Source organism: Arthrobacter koreensis (genome assembly GCF_035792275.1).
Lineage (GTDB): Bacteria > Actinomycetota > Actinomycetes > Actinomycetales > Micrococcaceae > Arthrobacter_B > Arthrobacter_B koreensis_A.
Genome location: NZ_JAMWKK010000001.1, coordinates 65,030 through 83,433, shown reverse-complemented (window position 1 = coordinate 83,433; position 18,404 = coordinate 65,030). Strand labels below are relative to the sequence as shown.

17 protein-coding genes are annotated in these 18,404 nt (G+C 67.5%); 12 read left to right on the top strand and 5 right to left on the bottom strand.

The genetic code is table 11. The annotated features are described in order from the left end of the window. Positions 1-53: 53 nt before the first annotated feature. From NGB94_RS00385 to NGB94_RS00370, 4 genes are all read left to right on the top strand, one after another. Entirely contained in the window at positions 54-1,115 is a 1,062-nt protein-coding gene (locus tag NGB94_RS00385) for a helix-turn-helix domain-containing protein (RefSeq protein ID WP_325788256.1), read from the top strand. A gap of 119 nt (positions 1,116-1,234) precedes the next feature. Further along, positions 1,235-2,716, top strand: a complete 1,482-nt coding sequence (locus tag NGB94_RS00380) for an APC family permease (protein WP_325788254.1) — start codon at positions 1,235-1,237, stop codon at positions 2,714-2,716. Between the two features lie 38 nt (positions 2,717-2,754). After that, positions 2,755-4,179 carry an aldehyde dehydrogenase family protein gene (locus NGB94_RS00375; protein ID WP_325788252.1) on the top strand — a complete coding sequence of 475 codons (1,425 nt, stop codon included), beginning with the start codon at positions 2,755-2,757 and terminating at the stop codon, positions 4,177-4,179. A gap of 36 nt (positions 4,180-4,215) precedes the next feature. After that, positions 4,216-5,739 (top strand): GMC family oxidoreductase, encoded by a 1,524-nt coding sequence (locus NGB94_RS00370; RefSeq protein ID WP_325788250.1) that lies wholly within the window; start codon positions 4,216-4,218, stop codon positions 5,737-5,739. Between the two features lie 89 nt (positions 5,740-5,828). On the opposite strand, the gene NGB94_RS00365 is transcribed toward NGB94_RS00370, so the two are convergent. Next, positions 5,829-6,398: a helix-turn-helix domain-containing protein gene (locus tag NGB94_RS00365; protein WP_325788248.1), complete on the bottom strand. Its 570-nt coding sequence runs from the start codon at positions 6,396-6,398 to the stop codon at positions 5,829-5,831. An 86-nt stretch (positions 6,399-6,484) separates the two neighbouring features. Here NGB94_RS00365 and NGB94_RS00360 point away from each other — a divergent pair, with 86 nt between their 5' ends. Together NGB94_RS00360 and NGB94_RS00355 are read left to right on the top strand one after the other, a co-directional pair. Next, positions 6,485-7,651, top strand: coding sequence for an MFS transporter (locus NGB94_RS00360; RefSeq protein WP_325788246.1), 1,167 nt, complete (start codon positions 6,485-6,487; stop codon positions 7,649-7,651). A gap of 158 nt (positions 7,652-7,809) precedes the next feature. After that, positions 7,810-9,045: an MFS transporter gene (locus NGB94_RS00355; RefSeq protein ID WP_325788245.1), complete on the top strand. Its 1,236-nt coding sequence runs from the start codon at positions 7,810-7,812 to the stop codon at positions 9,043-9,045. On the opposite strand, the gene NGB94_RS00350 is transcribed toward NGB94_RS00355, so the two are convergent. Next, positions 9,042-9,857 carry an SMP-30/gluconolactonase/LRE family protein gene (locus NGB94_RS00350; RefSeq protein WP_325788243.1) on the bottom strand — a complete coding sequence of 272 codons (816 nt, stop codon included), beginning with the start codon at positions 9,855-9,857 and terminating at the stop codon, positions 9,042-9,044. The two genes, NGB94_RS00355 and NGB94_RS00350, sit on opposite strands and share 4 nt — an antisense overlap. Positions 9,858-10,029: 172 nt before the next feature. Between NGB94_RS00350 and NGB94_RS00345 the strand changes: the two genes are divergently transcribed. Beyond that, positions 10,030-10,500 (top strand): nucleoside deaminase, encoded by a 471-nt coding sequence (locus tag NGB94_RS00345; protein WP_325788242.1) that lies wholly within the window; start codon positions 10,030-10,032, stop codon positions 10,498-10,500. An 84-nt stretch (positions 10,501-10,584) separates the two neighbouring features. Continuing rightward, positions 10,585-11,406: a DUF1295 domain-containing protein gene (locus NGB94_RS00340; protein ID WP_325788240.1), complete on the top strand. Its 822-nt coding sequence runs from the start codon at positions 10,585-10,587 to the stop codon at positions 11,404-11,406. A 32-nt stretch (positions 11,407-11,438) separates the two neighbouring features. Here the strand turns inward: NGB94_RS00340 and NGB94_RS00335 are convergent, their stop codons facing one another. Then, the gene (locus tag NGB94_RS00335; protein ID WP_325788239.1) at positions 11,439-11,963 is read right to left on the bottom strand and encodes a GNAT family N-acetyltransferase; all 525 of its coding nucleotides are present in this window, start codon (positions 11,961-11,963) and stop codon (positions 11,439-11,441) included. Positions 11,964-12,093: 130 nt separating this feature from the next. Between NGB94_RS00335 and rlmN the strand changes: the two genes are divergently transcribed. Next, entirely contained in the window at positions 12,094-13,320 is a 1,227-nt protein-coding gene (gene rlmN, locus NGB94_RS00330) for a 23S rRNA (adenine(2503)-C(2))-methyltransferase RlmN (RefSeq protein WP_325788237.1), read from the top strand. A 72-nt stretch (positions 13,321-13,392) separates the two neighbouring features. On the opposite strand, the gene purB is transcribed toward rlmN, so the two are convergent. Next, complete coding sequence (gene purB, locus NGB94_RS00325) at positions 13,393-14,817, bottom strand: adenylosuccinate lyase (protein ID WP_325788235.1); 1,425 nt, start codon at positions 14,815-14,817, stop codon at positions 13,393-13,395. Between the two features lie 248 nt (positions 14,818-15,065). Here purB and NGB94_RS00320 point away from each other — a divergent pair, with 248 nt between their 5' ends. Continuing rightward, positions 15,066-15,338 carry a hypothetical protein gene (locus NGB94_RS00320; protein ID WP_325788234.1) on the top strand — a complete coding sequence of 91 codons (273 nt, stop codon included), beginning with the start codon at positions 15,066-15,068 and terminating at the stop codon, positions 15,336-15,338. Between the two features lie 6 nt (positions 15,339-15,344). Continuing rightward, positions 15,345-16,703 carry a hypothetical protein gene (locus tag NGB94_RS00315; RefSeq protein ID WP_325788233.1) on the top strand — a complete coding sequence of 453 codons (1,359 nt, stop codon included), beginning with the start codon at positions 15,345-15,347 and terminating at the stop codon, positions 16,701-16,703. Here the strand turns inward: NGB94_RS00315 and NGB94_RS00310 are convergent. Further along, positions 16,700-17,098 carry a phage holin family protein gene (locus NGB94_RS00310; RefSeq protein ID WP_325788231.1) on the bottom strand — a complete coding sequence of 133 codons (399 nt, stop codon included), beginning with the start codon at positions 17,096-17,098 and terminating at the stop codon, positions 16,700-16,702. The genes NGB94_RS00315 and NGB94_RS00310 overlap by 4 nt on opposite strands. A 113-nt stretch (positions 17,099-17,211) precedes the next feature. Here NGB94_RS00310 and NGB94_RS00305 point away from each other — a divergent pair, with 113 nt between their 5' ends. Next, the gene (locus NGB94_RS00305; RefSeq protein WP_325788230.1) at positions 17,212-18,351 is read left to right on the top strand and encodes a histidinol-phosphate transaminase; all 1,140 of its coding nucleotides are present in this window, start codon (positions 17,212-17,214) and stop codon (positions 18,349-18,351) included. The last annotated feature ends 53 nt before the right edge of the window (positions 18,352-18,404 follow it).

Here is an 18,404-nt window from a genome sequence, read left to right as displayed (position 1 = left end):
GGGGGTGGCGTACATTCATGCTCATGTGACGCACCTAACTTCAAGGGGGAAGCATGAGTCCGGCAACAACAGCCCGCACGCCCGGCCGGCATGCCGTTCGTCCGGCTGTCCAGGCCGGCGCCCCCTCCCTTTCCGGGCGCAGTGCCCCGGAGGTGGCTCCGGAGACCGCTGAAGCTGCCAGTTTCGGTGAATGGAAGGCACTGGTCTCCAAGTCCTTCGTGCCGCTAGAGGCCGTCCCCGTGAGGGCCGGCGCGGGGAACTTTTCAGGCAGGCTCACCGGCCGCAGGCTGCGGGAGCTGGCCATCATCCAGGTTGATGCCATGGCGCACCGGGTTGAACGCACACCCGGGCTGATCGGCCTTGATCCGGACTGCGAGGGATTCTACAAGCTGAGCCTGCAGCTCTCGGGGCGCGGAGTCCTCATCCAGGGCGGCAGGGAAGCGCTGATGGAGCCGGGGGACCTGGCCATCTATGACACCGAGCAGCCCTACACGCTCAGCTTCGACGACGACTTCACGAATCTTGTGCTGATGTTCCCCAAGCAGCTGCTGGGACTGTCCGCTGAAGACATGGCGGAGATGACGGCAGTGAGGCTGGGCGCCGGGCACCGGCTGGGCCGCGCCGTCGTGCCGTTCCTCACCCAGCTGGCGGCAATGCTGCCCGAACTTGACGGACCCATCGGACACCGGCTGGCGCTCAACACCGTGGATCTTCTCTCCACCCTGCTGGCCGACGAAGCCTACTCGCGGCCCGGCGGTGAACAGGACGGACATGAACGGATGCTGCGCCGGGTCCAGCACTTCATTGACGGCCAGCTAGCCAACCCGGATCTCTCGCCCGGATACATCGCTGCCGCGCACTTTATGTCCACGAGGACGCTGCACAAGCTCTTTGAGGACTCCGGCACCACCGTGGCTGCGTGGATCCGCGGCCGGCGGCTGGAAGGGGCGCGCCGCGACCTGCTGGATCCGCTCCGGGCGGAGGTCCCCGTCGGCAGCATAGGTACGCGGTGGGGACTGCCGGATCCGGCCCACTTCAGCCGGGTGTTCCGGTCCGCATACGGGCAGTCACCCTCTGCATACCGCCAGCGGCACCTGCTGCCTGTGCGCGGTTAGTCAACAACTGCACACGGAAAGCCAAGCCCCCGACGTGTGCTCCAGGACACAGTTGAAGGAATCCGCCCGGCCGCGCCGTTCCCGCGGGATACCGGGCCCTTCCCCCACTGGAGGCTCATGTGTCACTGACCCAGCACGACGCTCAGCGTGCAGCACTTGGGAGCCGGCGCCTCGGCGTCCCGGCCCTGGTCTTTATGATCATCGCGGCGTCCGCGCCCCTCACGGTCGTAGCCGGCGGTGTTACCAGCAACTACGCCGTCACCGGCCTGCTGGGCATACCGCTCTCCTTCATAGTCCTGGGGGCTGTGCTGGTTCTCTTCTCCGTGGGGTACTCGGCCATGAGCCAGCACGTACACAACGCAGGAGCGTTCTACGCCTACATCTCCCGCGGACTCGGCAAGCCTGCCGGCGTAGGGGCCGCCGTCGTCGCACTGGTCGCCTACAACGCGATGCAGATTGGCATCTATGGCCTGTTTGGATTTGCCCTGTCATCCTTCCTGGCCGGAACCGCGGGACTTTCAGTGTCCTGGTGGCTCTGCGCCCTCACCGGGTGGATCGTGGTTGCGCTGCTCGGCATCAACAAAGTGGACCTGTCCGCCAAGGTGCTGGGTGTCCTGGTGCTCCTCGAATTCCTTGTTGTGGTGGTCTATGACGTCTTTGCCCTTGGAACGGCTCCGGAGGGACTCAGCGGGCAGTCGCTTGAGCCCGGCAGCCTCTTCGCTGCCGGCGTCGGCGCAGCACTCGCGTTCAGCATTGCGGCATTCATGGGCTTCGAGTCAGGAGCCATCTACAACGAAGAGGTCAAGGACCCCAGCCGGACGGCCCGCCGGGCGACCTTCATTGCCATCGTGATCATCGCCTGTTTTTACGCGTTCTCCGCCTGGGCGATGGCCGTCGGTGAGGGTGACAGCCAGGTGGTTGCCCGGTCCGGCGAGTTCGGCCCGGACCTGATCTTCGTGTTCCTCGGCGAGCACTCGCCCGGCTGGTTCGTGGACCTGGCCAATCTGCTGTTCATTACCAGCCTGCTCGCTGCGCTGGTGGCCTTCCACAACGTAGTGGCCCGGTACTTCTTCTCCCTCGGACGCGAGGGCGTGCTTCCGGTGGGACTGTCCCGGATTAATCCGCGCACCCAGGCTCCGGTGGCCGGATCGCTGGCCCAGTCTGCGCTGGCCCTCATCCTGCTGGGGGTCTTTGCTGCGGCCGGCACCGGCCACGAATACGGACCGCTCTTCCCCGTGCTCACCATGTTCACCTGGCTGACCAACCTCGGCGCCTTCGGCCTGGTGCTGCTCATGGCCCTGACCTCGTTCGCCGTCGTCGGGTATTTCCGCCGCAGCCCGCACGGCCACGGCACCTGGACCCGGACCGTAGCCCCCGCCGCCGCAGGAATCGCGCTGACAGTCCTCTTCGGCCTCATCGTCGCGAACTTCGAAGTACTGATCGGCCTGGAGGAAGCCAGCATCCTGGGCTGGCTGCTGCCGGCCATCGCCGTAGTGCCCGGCCTGGCGGGAATAGCCTGGGCGCTCCGGCTGCGCACTGCCCGGCCTGACGTGTACGCGGGAATCGGCGGCGCGGACGCCGTGCCTGCTGAATCCGCCTAACAAAGACCATCCGATCCACCCTTTGCAAAGGAGCAACCATGCACACCACCGAATCCCTCACGAGCTACTCGGACCTGCTCGCAGCCATCCCGGCAGCGCCGGAATCCCGTGACATCCTGGACCCCGCAACCGGCGGGGTAGTCGCCGCGGCCCCCGTCCACACGGTCGCTGACCTCGAAGCTGCCGTGGCCTCCGCCCGCCTGGCCCAGCCGGAGTGGGCAGCCCTCGGCCACGCCGAACGCTCCGCGGCCCTGATGAAGGCGGCCGACGCCGTTGAAGCCGCAGCCGAAGGCCTCGCCGAACTGCTCTCCCGCGAGCAGGGCAAACCCCTGAACGGCCCCAACGCGCGCTTCGAAGTCGGCGCCTGTGCCGCCTGGCTGCGCGCCACGGCGTCGTTCGAACTGGAACCCGAAGTGCTGGTCGACGACGAAGGCGGCCGCGCCGAACTGCACTACCGCCCCCTCGGCGTGGTGGGCGCTATCGGCCCCTGGAACTGGCCCATGATGATCAGCATCTGGCAGCTGGCGCCGGCGCTGCGGATGGGCAACACCGTGGTGATGAAGCCCTCCGAGTACACCCCGCTTTCCGTGCTGGCGCTGGCGGCAGTCCTGAACCAGGCCCTGCCGGCAGGCGTGCTTCACGTGGTCTCCGGCGGCCGGGACGTGGGCGAATCCCTGGCCGGGCATGCGGACATCGACAAGGTCATGTTCACCGGCTCCACCGCCACCGGCAAGGCGATCATCCGGTCCTCGGCAGACACCGTGAAGCGCCTGACCCTGGAGCTCGGAGGCAACGACGCCGGGATTGTGCTGCCGGACGCCGATCCCGCCGCCATCGCCGAAGACCTGTTCTGGGGCGCGTTCATCAACACCGGCCAGACCTGCGCCGCGCTGAAGCGCCTCTACGTGCACGAGGACATTTACGACGCCGTCGTTGATGCGCTGGCCGGCGTCGCGAACGCCATGCCGATGGGTGTTGGCCTGGATGAAAACAACGTCCTGGGCCCGCTGCAGAACAAGGCCCAGTTCCAGATCGTCGCGGACCTGGTGCAGGCCGCGAAGGACGCCGGAGCCCGGATCGTCACCGGCGGAAACCCGGCAACGGACCAGCCCGGCTACTTCTACCCCGCGACCCTCGTGGCGGACATCGACAATGACAACCCGCTGGTGGCCCAGGAACAGTTCGGTCCGGCGCTGCCCATCATTCGCTACTCCAGTGTTGATGAGGCGGTGGAAATGGCCAACGCCCTGGATGTGGGACTCGGAGCTTCCGTCTGGTCCTCGGATAAGGACGCGGCCCTGGCGGTCGCCGCCCGGATCGAAGCCGGCACTGTGTGGATCAACAAGCACGGGGCCGTAGACCCCCGCATGCCGTTCGGCGGTGCCAAGCAGTCCGGCTATGGCCTCGAATTCGGCGTCGAAGGCCTCAAGGCCCTCGGTGCCCCGCAGGTCCTCAGCTACTAACCCCCGATCGGCACGAACGAAAGCAACGAAGCTTCCATGGAAACCGAATACCTTGTCATTGGCGCCGGCTCAGCCGGCAACGTCGTCGCCCGCCGCCTGCTCGATGCCGGCAAGCAGGTCACCGTCCTCGAAGCCGGGGACCAGGACACGAATCCGGACATCGCGCACCTGAACACCCTGGGCGCGCTCTGGCACAGCCCGCAGGACTGGAACTACTACACCACCGAACAGCAGGGCGCCTCCGGCCGCCGCATCCACCTACCCCGGGGCAAGGTGATGGGCGGATCGCATGCCCTGAACGCGTCCATCTGGGTGCGCGGTGACCGCTGGGACTACGATTCCTGGGCCGAGGCGGGCTGTGAGGGCTGGTCCTGGGAGGACGTCCTGCCCGTGTTCAGGCAGATTGAGAACTACGACGGCGGCGCCTCCGAAACGCGCGGCACCGGCGGCCTGCTGGATGTAGTCCAGGACTTCCCGCGCAATCCTGTGCAGGAGGACATGCTGGCGGGTGCGCAGGAGATCGGGCTGGAGCTGAACCCGGACTACAACTCCGGCAGCGTCGAGGGCGTGTCCCGGATGCAGCTGAACGTCCGGGACGGCAAGCGGTTCAACACCTGGCACGCCTACCTCAAGCCGGTCATGGACTCCCCGAACCTGACGCTGCTGACGGGTGCCCATGTGCGCCGTCTGCTGGTGGAAGACGGCGTGGTCCGCGGCGTCGAATTCGAACTCGGCGGGGAACTGCGTACCGCTCATGCCGGCGAGACCATCCTGTGCGCCGGTGCCATCAACTCCGCGGAACTGCTGCTGCGTTCCGGCATCGGCCCGGCAGCGGAACTGGAGGCGGCCGGCGTCGAACCGGTCCTGGACCTGCCCGGGGTGGGCAAGAACCTGCAGGACCACCTGCTGGCTCCGGTGATTTTCTCCGCGGGTGCCCGCCCGGTGCCGGACGGTGAGGTGGCACCCGCCGAGGTGCACCTGTTCGCCAAGTCCCGGCCGGAGCTGCCGGTTCCGGACACCCAGCCGATCTTCTTCTCGGTGCCGATGTACTCGCAGGATTACGCGGGCGGGGAGATGACCGGCCCGGAAAACGGCTTCTCCATGCTCGGCGGGCTGGTGCGCCCGGAGAGCCGTGGCGAGATCACGCTGACCGGCCCGTCGCCGGAGGATCCGCTGCGGATCGACCTGGGTGCGTTGTCCGAACAAGCCGACGTCGATGCCCTGGTCGCTTCCGTGCGGCAGTGCCGGGAGATTGGCCGGTCCGAGGCGCTGGCGAACTGGGAGCCCAAGGAACTGCACCCCGGCCCGGCCGTCTCAGACAGTGATGAGGACCTGGCGCAGTACGTCCGCGACTCAGTGGTCACCTACCACCACCAGGTGGGGACCTGCCGGATGGGCACCGACGAGCAGGCAGTGGTGGACCCGGCCGATCTGCGTGTTCACGGGCTGGCCGGCATCCGGATCGCCGACGCCTCGGTCATGCCGATGGTTCCCACCGGCAACACCAACGCCCCGACGGTGATGATCGCCGAGCGTGCCGCCGGGATGATTCTGGGCTAGCCCCCTCCTCGATCCCCACCGAGAGGCCAGTTACGGCCGGTTTGAGCGCTCAGACCAGCCGTAACTGGCCTCTCGGTTGGTAGAGGGAGCTAGTAGGCGGCGGCCGCCGCCGCAGCAACCCGGCGTCCGGTCTCGATCGGCGACGCCGGATACCCGCGCAGATACGCCGCCAGGGTGCCGTTGTAGGCCAGTACGACGTCGTCGGCCAGGTCCGCAGCCCGGTCACCGGCCAAGGGGCGGGCAAAGTGGCGCAGCCTCTCATTCAGCAGTTCAGTGTCCGCTGCGAGGACACCGGCAATCTCGTCCCCGGCGTCGGGCAGTTCCGTTGCGGCGGCGAGGAAGGCGCACCACCGGGCGGCAGGCTGGCGTTCGCGGTAGGCAGCAAGGGCATCAAAGACAGCCAGCAGCCGGTCCAGGTCACTGCCGGCACGGACCACGCACTGGTCCCACACCGCCTGCCATTCGGCCAGGCGGACCCGCAGGGCCTCAGCCACCAGCCCGTCCTTGCTGCCGAAGTGGGCGTACAGCGTGGCGGCGGAAACGTCCGCGGCCCGGAGCACGTCATCGACGGGCGTGGCCCGGATGCCGCGGGAAAAGAACGCGTCTTCGGCAGCGGCGAGCAGCCGCCCGCGGGCCGGGAGTTTCTGGACGCTGGTCATGGGCCCACTCTAGCCAGCCTTGTGCCGCAACGGTAGTTCTGTTTGACTGTAACGATCGTTCTAGTCGAGAACAGAGGAGGCCCGCAGTGCAGTGGAGGCTTGTTGCCAGCGGTCTGGCGCTGATCGCGGCCACCTACGGTCTGGCCCGGTTCGGGTACGGCCTGTTCCTGCCCAGTTTTGCGGAAGCCTTCGAGCTGGGCCCCGGCCTGTCCGGAGCGATCCAGGCAGGCAGCTTCCTCTCCTACTGCGTCACCGCGCTGCTGGCGGCCCGGCTGGGCGGCCGTCCGCGGCTCGTGGTCCTGCTGGCCGGGGCAACCGCTGCGTTTGGTGCCGCTGGAGTGGCCGCTGCACCGAATGCCGGGGTGCTGGCGGCAGCCGTCATCCTTGCCGGCGCCGGTGCCGGGTTTGCGACGCCAGGCCTCGTGACCCTCATCGAGTCCAACGTCGAGTCCCGGCGCCAGGAGAACGCACAGACCATCGTCAACTCCGGAACCGGTGCCGGACTCGTGGCCGCAGGGCTGCTGCTGATCCTGGTGGCAGGCCAGTGGCGGCTCGGCTGGGCAGCCATTGCCGCCGTCGTTGTTCTATCCACCCTCGCGACGCTGCGTTCTGACCACAAGAAGGCGGCGGCAGTGCCGGCACCACGGCCGGGCCGGAAGGAACTGGGGCTGCTGGGCCGGCCGCTGATTGCCGCGGGCCTGGCGGGTGCGGCGAGTGCTGCGGTCTGGACGTTCGGACGCACCATCCTGGCCGCCGGCACCGGGAAGGAGGTGTACTCGATTGGCGCGTGGATGGTACTGGGAGCCTTTGGGATGCTCGGCGCCGGAGCGGGATCGATTGTCCAGAACTGGAGCCTGCGCACGGCATGGACCGTGACCGCCGCGCTGATGTCCGCCGCGACGCTGCTGCTGGCTGCTGCACCGGGATTCCCGGCCGTTGCGTACGGCGCGGCCGCGCTTTTCGGAGCCAGTTACATAGCACTGAGCGGAGTGCTGATCGTCTGGGCCGTGCGCATTCTTCCCGGAAACGGCTCTGCGGGAACGGTTGCCCTCTTTATTGCGCTCGCCGTGGGCCAGGCAGCCGGTTCCGTGGGACTGGGGGCCATCCTCCGGCCCGAGTCGCCGCTGCCGGCCTTCGGCATCGCCGCCGCCGTCGGGGTCCTCGCGATCCTGCCTGCCTGGATGCACTGGCCTTCCCCGACAGAGAACGACGGCGCTGCCTCCGCGGCCGGGACCGGCACCCGCCGCACCTAGCCGCCCCGCCCCCTTCCATCGAGAGGCCAGTTACGGCTGGTTACGGCGCCCAAACGAGCCGTAAGTGGCCTCTCGATGGGGCGTTTTGGTCCGGCCGCCGGTTGCTCGTAGCGTTGTCCTGCGAACGTACGGGGCTTGTCCTCGGGGGAGAGGACACCATGGGCAACACGGCCACGATCCAGGCGCCGGAGAACACCGCACCGCCGCAGGCACCGAACCGGCGCCGCGCCGGCATCCTGCTGGCCGTCTGCATTGTGCTCATCGGCCTCAACCTGCGAACGGTGTTCTCCAGCTTCTCCGCCATCCTCCCGGAAATCACCGAGGCTTCCGGAATGCCTCCGGCCTTGGTCAGCGTGCTCACCACCGGACCGGTGCTGCTGCTGGGCCTGATTGCCCCGGCTGCTCCTCCACTGGCCCGGAAACTGGGCATCGAACGAACCATTCTCGCCGCGATGGTGGTCCTCACCGCCGGACTCGCTGTCAGGGGCACCGGCGACTTCACTGCGATGGCCGCCGGAACGGTCGCCGCGGGCGCGGGCATCGGCGTCGTCAACGTCCTGCTCCCCACCCTGGTCAAGCGCGACTTCCAGCACCGGCTGGGCCTGATGAGCGGCCTGTACACGGGATCCATCTGCGCCGCCGCCGCGCTGGGAGCCGGATTCACCCAGCCGCTGCTGCAGGCCACCGGGTCCTGGCAGGACGCGCTGGCGTTCTGGACACTTCCGGCAGCCCTGGTGGTCCTGCTTTTTGCACCGCTGGCGCTGCGCCGCGGCCGGACATCCACCACCGCCCAGTCCGACGCCGGCCCCTCAGTTTGGCGTTCACCGCTGGCCTGGCAGATCACCGGTTTTATGGCCCTTCAAGCCATGATGTCCTTCAGTGTCTTCGCGTGGCTGGCACCCATTCTGCGGGAACGCGGGATCGACGGCACCCTGGCCGGTTACGTGGTGGCCGGCTCGATCGTGGTGCAGGTCCTCGGCTCCTTCCTCGCTCCGCCGCTGGCGGCCCGGCTGCGCAGCCAGGGCTGGCTGAACGCCGGCATCGCGCTGCTGACCGGTGCCGGTTTTGCGCTCACGATCCTGGGTCCGCTGGACCTCATCTGGGTCTGGGCAGGAATGCTCGGCGTCGGGCAGGGCAGCCTGACTGCGCTGGCGCTGACCATGATCGTGCTGCGCACCCGTGACGCAGGGACCGCGGCCCGCGTGTCCGGCATGATGCAGTGCGTCGGGTACGGCGTCGGCTCCTCCGGAACGCTGCTTGTGGGCATCCTGCACACTGCCGCGGGTTCCTTCACCCCCGCTGCGGTGATGTTCCTGGGCATCGGGGCGGCCGCCGCGGGCATGGGATTCCTGGCCGGCCGCTCCCGCTTCGTCGGGGATCCCGCCGCAGGCTAGGGCAGCACTGCGCTCAGGGGAGCGGTGATCGTGTAGCCGTCCAGCGGGCCGGGATCGGAGAGGCCCGAGGCCGCGCTGGTGACCAGCACCTGATCCCCCAGAACCAGAACGCTGGTGGGCTGCCGGACCGGCACCGGTACCGAAGCAAGCAGCCGGCCGTCGCCGCCGTAGACGTCCAGCCGCGAGGCGCCCCAGACTGCGCTCCAAATCCGTCCCTTGGCGTCCACGGACATTCCGTCCGGATTGCCGTCGGACACCTGGGCGAACACCTCCGCAGCCCCGGGGTCCGCCGTCGTCGTCTTCAGGATTCTTCCCGCCTCGGTGTCCGAAACCAGCACGCTGCGGCCGTCGGGCAGGAACAGGGGGCCGTTGGGAATCGGGATGCCGCTGCGCAGCTGCTCGACGGCGCTGCCCGCCGGGTCCCAGCGCCACACGGCGCCGTCGGGGTCCGATCCGTCGTGGACCATCGTTCCGAACCACAGCGATCCGTCCGGCGCGAAAGAGCCGTCGTTGACCCGGTAGCGCGCCGGGTCCAGGCCGGTGCCGGCCAGCGGAACGGACCTGCCGTCCGCGAGCAGCTCGACGACGCCGGTGCCGGCGGCGCCGATCAGCCGCCCCGTCGGATCCTCCTCGGCGAAGCCCAGCGGCTCCGCGAGCCTGTGGGTGAGCACCGGAGCGCTGTCCCCGGGAGCCCAGGCGTACAGTTCCCCGTTTACCAGGTCCACCCACCGGGCGCCGCCGGGAGTGTGCCGCAGGCCTTCGCCGAGTTCAAGTGCGTGCGTGCTGACCGGAGTCCACTGTGTCTGGTCCATGCTGCCTTTCCGGGAGAAACGGGTGTGCAGGTAATCTACCGGACCCATCTGACGGGCCGCCGGACGTGGTGCTAATCTCAGTTCTGCGAAGGCGGGCACCGGCCGGTGCTAACTACCTGGCATTTCCCGGCCGGAGAGACCGCCGGGGCCTTGATCGCAGGGGGCAGTACCCATGAATCCAGACGCCGCATATCTTTCCCGGGCCATCGAGCTGGCCACAGCCAACGTCGCGGACAGCGGAGGACCGTTCGGCGCCGTCATCGTCACGGCGGACGGACAGGCGTTCGACGGCGTCAACCGGGTTACCGCCAGCAACGATCCCACCGCACATGCGGAAGTCACCGCAATCCGCAATGCCTGCGCCCAGCTTGGAACCTTCGACCTCAGCGGTGCGGTGCTCTACACCAGCTGCGAGCCCTGCCCCATGTGCCTGGCATCGGCGCTGTGGGCCCGCATCGACCGGGTGGTCTACGCCGCGGACCGGCACGATGCCGCCGCCGCCGGATTCGACGACGCGGTCTTCTACGAGTACTTCGAGACTCCCGTTGAGGAGCGCTCGATGCCGGTGAAACAGCTCCCCGGTGACACCCGGACGGCACCGTTCGAGGCCTGGAACGCTGCGGAAGCGCGCACCGAGTACTAGTCCTGCAGAGCGGGTCTGCGGTTTCCTGTCCCGGCGTGCGGCCCGGGGGTCCCGCCGGGACAGCGAGAGCCGTATCCTCCAAGAATGGACCCGGTTCGTGTGTGCCTGTGGATCCTTGCGGCGGTCACCGCCGCCACCTGGATCCTGTCCCTGATCACCCGCGAGTACTCCTGGACTGACCGGGTCTGGTCGATAGTCCCGGTGGCCTACGTGTGGGTCTTCGCGGCGGCGTCGGACTGGGAATCCCGGCTGGTGCTGATGGCAGTCCTCGTGACCCTCTGGGGCGCCCGCCTCACCTTCAACTTTGCCCGCAAGGGCGGTTACGCGCCCGGGGGCGAAGACTACCGCTGGGCGATCCTGCGCGGCCGGCTGCGTCCCTGGCAGTTCCAGTTGTTCAACCTGGGGTTCATCAGCATCTACCAGAACCTGATCATCTGGCTCATGACCCTCCCGGCCCTGACGGTCTTCGAGAACCCGGGACCGCTCAGCGCCTGGGACTGGGTGCTTGCGGTGCTGTTCCTGGCCGCACTGGCGGGCGAGACCACCGCAGACCAGCAGCAATGGAACTTCCAGCAGTGGAAAAAGGCCGAACGGGCTGCCGGCCGCCAGGCAGGGCAGGGGTTTGTGCAGACCGGACTGTTCCGCTATTCACGGCACCCGAACTTCTTCTTCGAGCAGGCACAGTGGTGGCTGTTCTACGGCTTCGCGGTATCCGCCTCCGGTGCCTGGCTCCACCTCACGATCGCCGGCCCGCTGCTCCTGACTCTGTTGTTCGCCGGCTCCACCGTCTTCACGGAGAGCATTTCCTCCAGCCGCTATCCCGCGTACAGCCAGTACCAGCGCCGCACCTCACCCATGATTCCGCTGCCGCCGCGGGGGCGCTCCCGCCCCGTTGAAGCCGGCTGATGCCCCGTTGAAGGCTGAGCCGGCGGTCCCCGCTACAGAATCTTCGACGTCAGGGACGCGCTCAGCTCAGTGGACCTTACGCCCGGCTCGATTACCTTGGCGAAACAGGTTGAATGCGGCAGGTCTGCATAGGGGCCGAAGTTCGGCACCTGCGTATACCCGGCCTGCGCATAGAACCGTTTTCCGTCGGACTGGGCTGACCCCGCTTCTGCGGTGACCGCTCCGAATCCGGCGGCACGGGCACGGAACTCCAGCGAAGACAGGATGGCGGTGGCCACCCCCGAGCCCCGGGCGTAAGGGAGCACGTAGATCCGCTTGATTTCGGCCGTGGACCGGTCCAGCCGCCGGAGCCCCCCACACCCCAGCGGCTGTCCCGAGCTTCGTTCATAAGCGATCACGAACACCGCCGTGTCCTCCTCGGCGGGCGGCGACGGGTCGTGCCCGGTGGTCCCGAAGCGGGAATCGAGTTCAGCCTGCTGCGCCCGCCGCAGGTCCGCGCCCACCGGGTTGGACCACGGCACCTCGCGGATGGACAGGTTCGGGGGTAGCGGGAACACGTGAACCTCCTGGGCCTGCGGGACTGGTTCACTTCAATCTACGAAGCCCGGATTTCCGCTGTGTTTCCGCTGTGTGAGAACTGGGCTAAGCCAAAAACACGATTCGCCAATACATGTCAAAATGGAAGGGATGACTTCCCCCAAAACTTCCCCAGCTGCCCTGAGCGTACCCGGCGACAAGCCTCAGGTGCGTCCCGCGACCGAAGGCTGGGAGCAGGCCAAGGAGCCCGACGGCCGCCCCCTGCTGCAGTTCAAGTCCCCGCGTGTGTCACAGCCGCCGGAACACCTTGCCGACCTGACGCTTGCCCAGCGCCAGGAGAAGCTCAAGTCCCTGGGGCTGCCCGGATTCCGCGCCAAGCAGCTCTCGGTGCACTACTTCCAGCACTACACCACGGACCCTGAGAAGATGAGCGACCTCCCCAAGGAGCGCCGCGACGAGCTGGTCAAGGAAATGTTCCCCACCCTGCTCACCGAGGTGAAGCGCCTCACCACGGACAACGGTGACACCATCAAGTTCCTGTGGCGGCTGTTCGACGGGTCGCTCGTGGAGTCGGTGCTCATGCGTTACCCGGGCCGGATCACGCTCTGCGTTTCCAGCCAGTGCGGCTGCGGCATGAACTGCCCGTTCTGCGCCACCGGCCAGGCGGGGCTGACCCGCAACATGTCCACCGCGGAAATCCTGGACCAGATTGTCCAGGCCAACCGGGTCATCGCCGAAGGCGGGCTGGGCGGCAAGCGCCGCGACGGCGGGCACGACGCCGAGCGCGTCACCAACATCGTCTTCATGGGCATGGGTGAACCGCTGGCCAACTACAAGCGCGTCATGAACGCCGTACACCGGATGGCCGCCGAGGCTCCCGAAGGCCTGGGCATGAGCGCCCGTAACATCACGGTCTCCACCGTGGGCCTGGTTCCCGCCATCAAGAAGCTGGCCGAAGAGAACATTCCGGTCACTTTCGCGCTGAGCCTGCACGCACCGGACGACGAACTGCGTGACGACCTGATCCCGGTCAACAGCCGCTGGAAGGTGGATGAGGCGCTCGACGCCGCATACAACTACTACCGCACCACCGGCCGCCGCGTCTCGATCGAGTACGCGCTGATCAAGGACATGAACGACCACCCGTGGCGTGCTGCCCTGCTGGCCAAGAAGCTCAACTCCCGCGGCCGCGGTTGGGTCCATGTGAACCCGATTCCCCTGAACCCCACCCCGGGTTCCATCTGGACTTCCCCGGAACCGGAGGTGATCCAGGAGTTCATCGACACCCTGATCGACGCCGGCGTTCCGACCACGGTCCGCGATACCCGCGGCAAGGAGATCGACGGCGCCTGCGGCCAGCTCGCTGCTGCGGACTAAGAACCCCTTAACAACGACGGCGGGAGGCCGGGTTTTCGAACCCGGCCTCCCGCCGTCGTTGTTTGGTGTGGCCTACTTCTGCAGGTGGTCCACCAGGTTTTCGGCGATGCCGATGTACTTGGCCGGGGTGAGAGCGAGCAGGCGTGCCTCGGCTTCGGCCGGCAGGCCCAGCCCGGAGACGAATTCCTTCATGCGCTCGGCGTCCACGCGGTGTCCGCGGGTGAGTTCCTTGAGCCGCTCGTACGGGTTTTCCATGCCCGGAGCGCCGGCGATGGCCTCGGCCCGCATCACCATCTGGATGGCTTCGCCGAGGACTTCCCAGTTGGTGTCCAGGTCCGCAGCCAGCACGTCTTCGGCGACGTTCAGGCGCTCCAGGCCCTTGGCCACGTTGGAGATCGCCAGCAGCGAGTGGCCGAAGGCGACGCCGATGTTCCGCTGCGACGAGGAGTCCGTGAGGTCGCGCTGCCAGCGGGAGGTGACCAGCGTGGAGGCCAGGGTGTCCAGCAGGCCGTTGGAGATTTCAAGGTTCGCTTCGGCGTTCTCGAAGCGGATCGGGTTCACCTTGTGCGGCATGGTCGAGGAGCCGGTGGCCCCGGCAACGGGGACCTGGGCGAAGTAGCCGATGGAGATGTAGCTCCAGACGTCCGTGCAGAAGTTGTGCAGGATGCGGTTGAAGCGTGCCATGTCCGCGTACAGCTCGGCCTGCCAGTCATGTGACTCGATCTGGGTGGTGAGCGGGTTCCAGGTCAGGCCCAGGCCCTCGACGAAGGACTTTGCCACCTGCTGCCAGTCAGCACCCGGAACGGAAGCGTAGTGCGCGGCGTACGTGCCCGTGGCGCCGTTGATCTTGCCCAGGAATTCGGTGCCGGCAACGCGGTCCAGCTGGCGGGTCAGACGGTGCACCGTAACAGCCAGTTCCTTGCCCAGCGTGGTGGGGGTGGCGGGCTGGCCGTGGGTGCGGGAGAGCATGGGCACGGCACGGGTTTCTTCTGCCATGGCGGCGATCTGGGCCACCATCTTCCGGGCGGCGGGCAGCCAGACGTTCTCCACGGCTCCCTTCACGCCCAGGGCGTAGGAAAGGTTGTTGATGTCTTCGGAGGTGCAGCCGAAGTGCACCAGGGCGGTGAGGTTCTCGATGCCGATCGCGGCCAGCCGGCGGCCGATGTAGTACTCCACGGCCTTCACGTCATGGACGGTGACCTGCTCGATTTCCGCCAGTTCATTGACGGAGTTGCCGTCGAAACCGGAAACGATCTCCCGCAGCTGTGCCTGCTGCTCGGCGGAGAGCGGGGAGGTTCCCGGCAGCACCGAATTGGAGGTGAGGTGGATGAGCCACTCGACCTCAACGTGGGTGCGGTCGCGGTTCAGCGCGGCCTCGGAGAGGTAGTCGACCAGTGGTGCGGTCGCAGAGCGGTACCGGCCGTCCAGCGGCCCGAGCGCGATTGCGGGGGTTACGGAGGCAAGGGAAACGCGGGGTGCGGAAGAAGAATCGGCCATGGCCCCAATTCTTCCACGGTCCCGCGCTGCGGCCGATTCCGTGACAGGAGGCCAAGGTGTCCTCCACAAGACTCCCGGCGGCGGGTGGGTTTCCCCGGACCCGGCCGGTGCACGGCGCCGGCGCCCCGCCGGCTGCCTATGGTTGCGGAACCGGCGCGGCAGGCCCGGCTCCCCGACGGGTGCCGGACGGGTGCCGGATGAGTGTGCGGACATGTGTCGGCTCTTGCGCGGAGGGGAGGACGGTGGTGGTGACGGTGCCAGGCGGGGACGCAACGGCCCAGGCGCAGCGGGCAGGGGAGACGGCCCTGCTCCTTGAGGCGCACGCGGCTGAGCTGGGCCGGCTGCAGGGCGAACTCGGAGAGGTTGGCCCAGAGCCCTGGCGGTCCCCGGCCGGGCGGGCTTTCCAAGCGGGCCTGAATGACCTGGCCGCGGACCTTGGGGCCTGCCGGGACGCGCTGGAACATGCTGCCTCGGCGCGCCGCACGGTGTCCGCTGCGGAGCAGCTTGAAGCCTGGGGGTAAAGGGGAATGTTCGAAAAATGTCCGCTGCCCGCGCCCGCGTACTCGGTCCGCGGCGGGGAAAACAGCATCATGGTGGAGTTTGATGCCCTGGAGATCCGGGCGGCCCGCCTGGATTCGATTACAGAAACCCTCTCCGGAATCGCTGGCAGCCTGCAGCGGATCAGCGAAGAGGAAATGGCCTGGGTCCGGATGCAGCCCGCCCCTGCCGCCGAGACGGCCAGGAGCGAACTCGACCGTGCTGTTTTCCTGCTCCGCTCCTGCATCGAAAGGTCCTCCCGGGCGGCTGCGGACCTGCGCTCAGCGGTTCGGAATTACCGGGATGCCGAGGGGCGGGCTGAACGCATTGCCGCCCCGCCCGGGCTGCTGCCTCTGGGCCTGCTCTTTCTGGACCCCGGTGCGGGCGGCTTTCCGAAACTGCGTGCAGTTGAATCCCTTCCGCTGCGGTTTGTGGACACTCCCGTTCTGCTGGCGTTTGCCGAGGCGTTCGGCGGACGCCGTGCGCTCCGGGAGGTCACCGTGGAAAGGGCCGAGCCTGCGCCCGGGACGGGGGAGGTTCCGGTTTCCGGTACAGCGGCCGGACTGCTGGAGAGAAGCGCGGTGCTCCTTCGCGAGAACGATCCCGGCGTTGTGGAGGTGCTCCGCCTGGAGGCGGCCGCGGGAAACCCCGGGGCCGGGACTGTCTTCGTGGTCACGCTGCCCGGAACCCAGCCGGGCGATAGGAGCGCAGGGGAAAACCCGTTCGACAACTACGGCAATGCCGAAGGCAGGGCGGCCGAAAGCCGGTTTGTTGCCGCTGCCGTGGCGGAGGCGCTGAGGCAGGCCGGGGCGGAAGCCGGTGACTCGGTCATTCTGGTCGGCTACAGCCAGGGCGGGATTCATGCTGCGAACTCGGCCGGGTACCTGCGTGAAACGGCGGGGCTGGATGTCCGTTATGTGCTCACCGCAGGAGCACCCGCCGGCGACGCCGGGATCCCGCCTGAGGTCCAGGCGCTGCACCTGGAACACGCCCAGGACTGGGTGCCCGGTGCGGACGGCACCTCCAACCCCGACGCACCCAACCGGGTGACTATGACGCTGACCGACGACGTTCCGGTGCTGGCTGGAGACAATGGGCTGGGCCCGGCCCACAAACTGCCAGTCTATCTGGAGGGAGCCGCGGCCGCGGATGCCAGTGCGGATCCGTCGCTTCGTGCGTCCCTGGCGGGGGTCGGGGCCGTGGTGGGGTCAGGCAGTGTTGCTGCCCGGGAGCTGTACCGGTTCCGGCGCCGTGAGCGCAGGCCGCCGGTCCAGGTAGTACCGAAAGGCCTGCCCGGACCGGCCCCCGGCCCGTCGCTGCCGCACGTCGTCCGCCGGGGCGGGGACTAGCGGCGGGTACCGGCCAGCGAACCAGCCACCAGCGAGACCAAGGAGATGATGATCGAGGCGAAAATGGCCGTCCAGAAGAAGGAGTCGATCTCAAAGTGCACCGGCGTGAAGCTGGTCAGCCAGGCTGTAAGCATCAGCATGGCGGCATTGATGATCACGGTGAAGAGCCCGAGCGTCAGGATGGTCAGCGGCAGGGCCAGCAGGCGGACGATTGGGCGCACCAGCGCATTCACGACTCCGAAGACCAGCCCGATGAAGAGATAGGCCAGCACAATGTCCAGGGTGGCATTGCCGGTGGCAGGGGTTCCGGCTTCCCCGACCACGATTCCGGGCAGCGCCCAGGCGGCAACCCAGAGGGCGAGGGCGTTGATGAGGATTGTCAGCACGAGGCGCATGCCCTAATGCTGGCACAGCAGCTGCGCCGTCCCAAGCGCCGGACGGTTTCCGGTTAGGTCATCCTGTGCAGCACGTCACATAGGCACCTGCAAATCCGGACTAGTCTTAAGCCATGACCACTACCGAGAATGACACCAACGCTGTGGCTGATCCGGCGCCCGGCATTAGTCCGCGCCCGGTGGTTGACCGGCTGCCGCGCTACGCTGCCGGAAAACCGCCCGTGGCTATCGAAGGGCTGCAGAGCTACAAGCTCTCCTCCAATGAGAACCCCTTTCCGCCGCTGCCTTCAGTCCTGGAAGCAATTGCTGCCCACCCGAACGTGCACCGCTACCCCGATCCGCTGGCAACGGCGCTGCGGACCGAGCTGGCCTCTTTCCTGGATGTCCCCGCTGAAGACATCGTTACCGGAGGCGGAAGCCTCGGCGCGCTGAACCAGCTCCTGGCCACGTTTGCCGGGCAGAACGAGGACGGCACCCAGGACGAAGTTATTTACCCGTGGCGCTCCTTCGAGGCCTATCCCATTTCGGTGGGACTCTCCGGTTCCCGCAGTGTGCAGGTTCCGCTGCTCCCCGACGGACGCCATGACCTCGATGCCATGGCGGCGGCAGTCACGGACCGCACCAAGCTGATCCTGCTGTGCACGCCGAACAACCCCACCGGCCCGGTGCTGAGCACCGGGGAAGTCGAAGGATTCCTGGCGAAAGTCCCCTCAGACGTCATCGTGGTGATTGACGAAGCCTATGAAGACTTCGTCCGCGACCCCGATGCAGTCAACGGGGTGGACGTCTACCGTCGCCACCAGAACGTGGTTGTCCTGCGAACCTTCTCCAAGGGGGCCGGCCTGGCAGGCCTGCGCGTCGGCTATTCAATTTCGCATCCGCACCTGACGCAGTACCTGCGGGTGACTGCCGTGCCGTTTGCCGTGTCGCAGATCGCGGAACAGGCAGCGATTGCCTCCCTGAAGCACCACGGCGAACTTGTGGAAAGAATACAAGCGCTGGTCGCTGAGCGGACCCGCGTGGTTGAGGGGCTGAAGGCCCTCGGCTGGGATATTCCGCAGGCTGAAGGCAACTTCGTCTGGCTGGGCCTGGGGGAGAACACCCCCGAGTTTGCAGTGCTGGCAGAGCAGCAGGCACTGGCAGTGCGCGCCTTCGGCACTGAGGGTGTGCGGGTCACGATCGGCGAGGAGGAAGCCAACAGCCGTTTCCTCGCTTTATGTGCGACCTATACAAAAGGGCCCCGGGTTTCCTAGCGTGTCCTAAGTGCTTTCCGGGTCGCTGCCCTCGCTAGGCTGTGGGAAGTAAC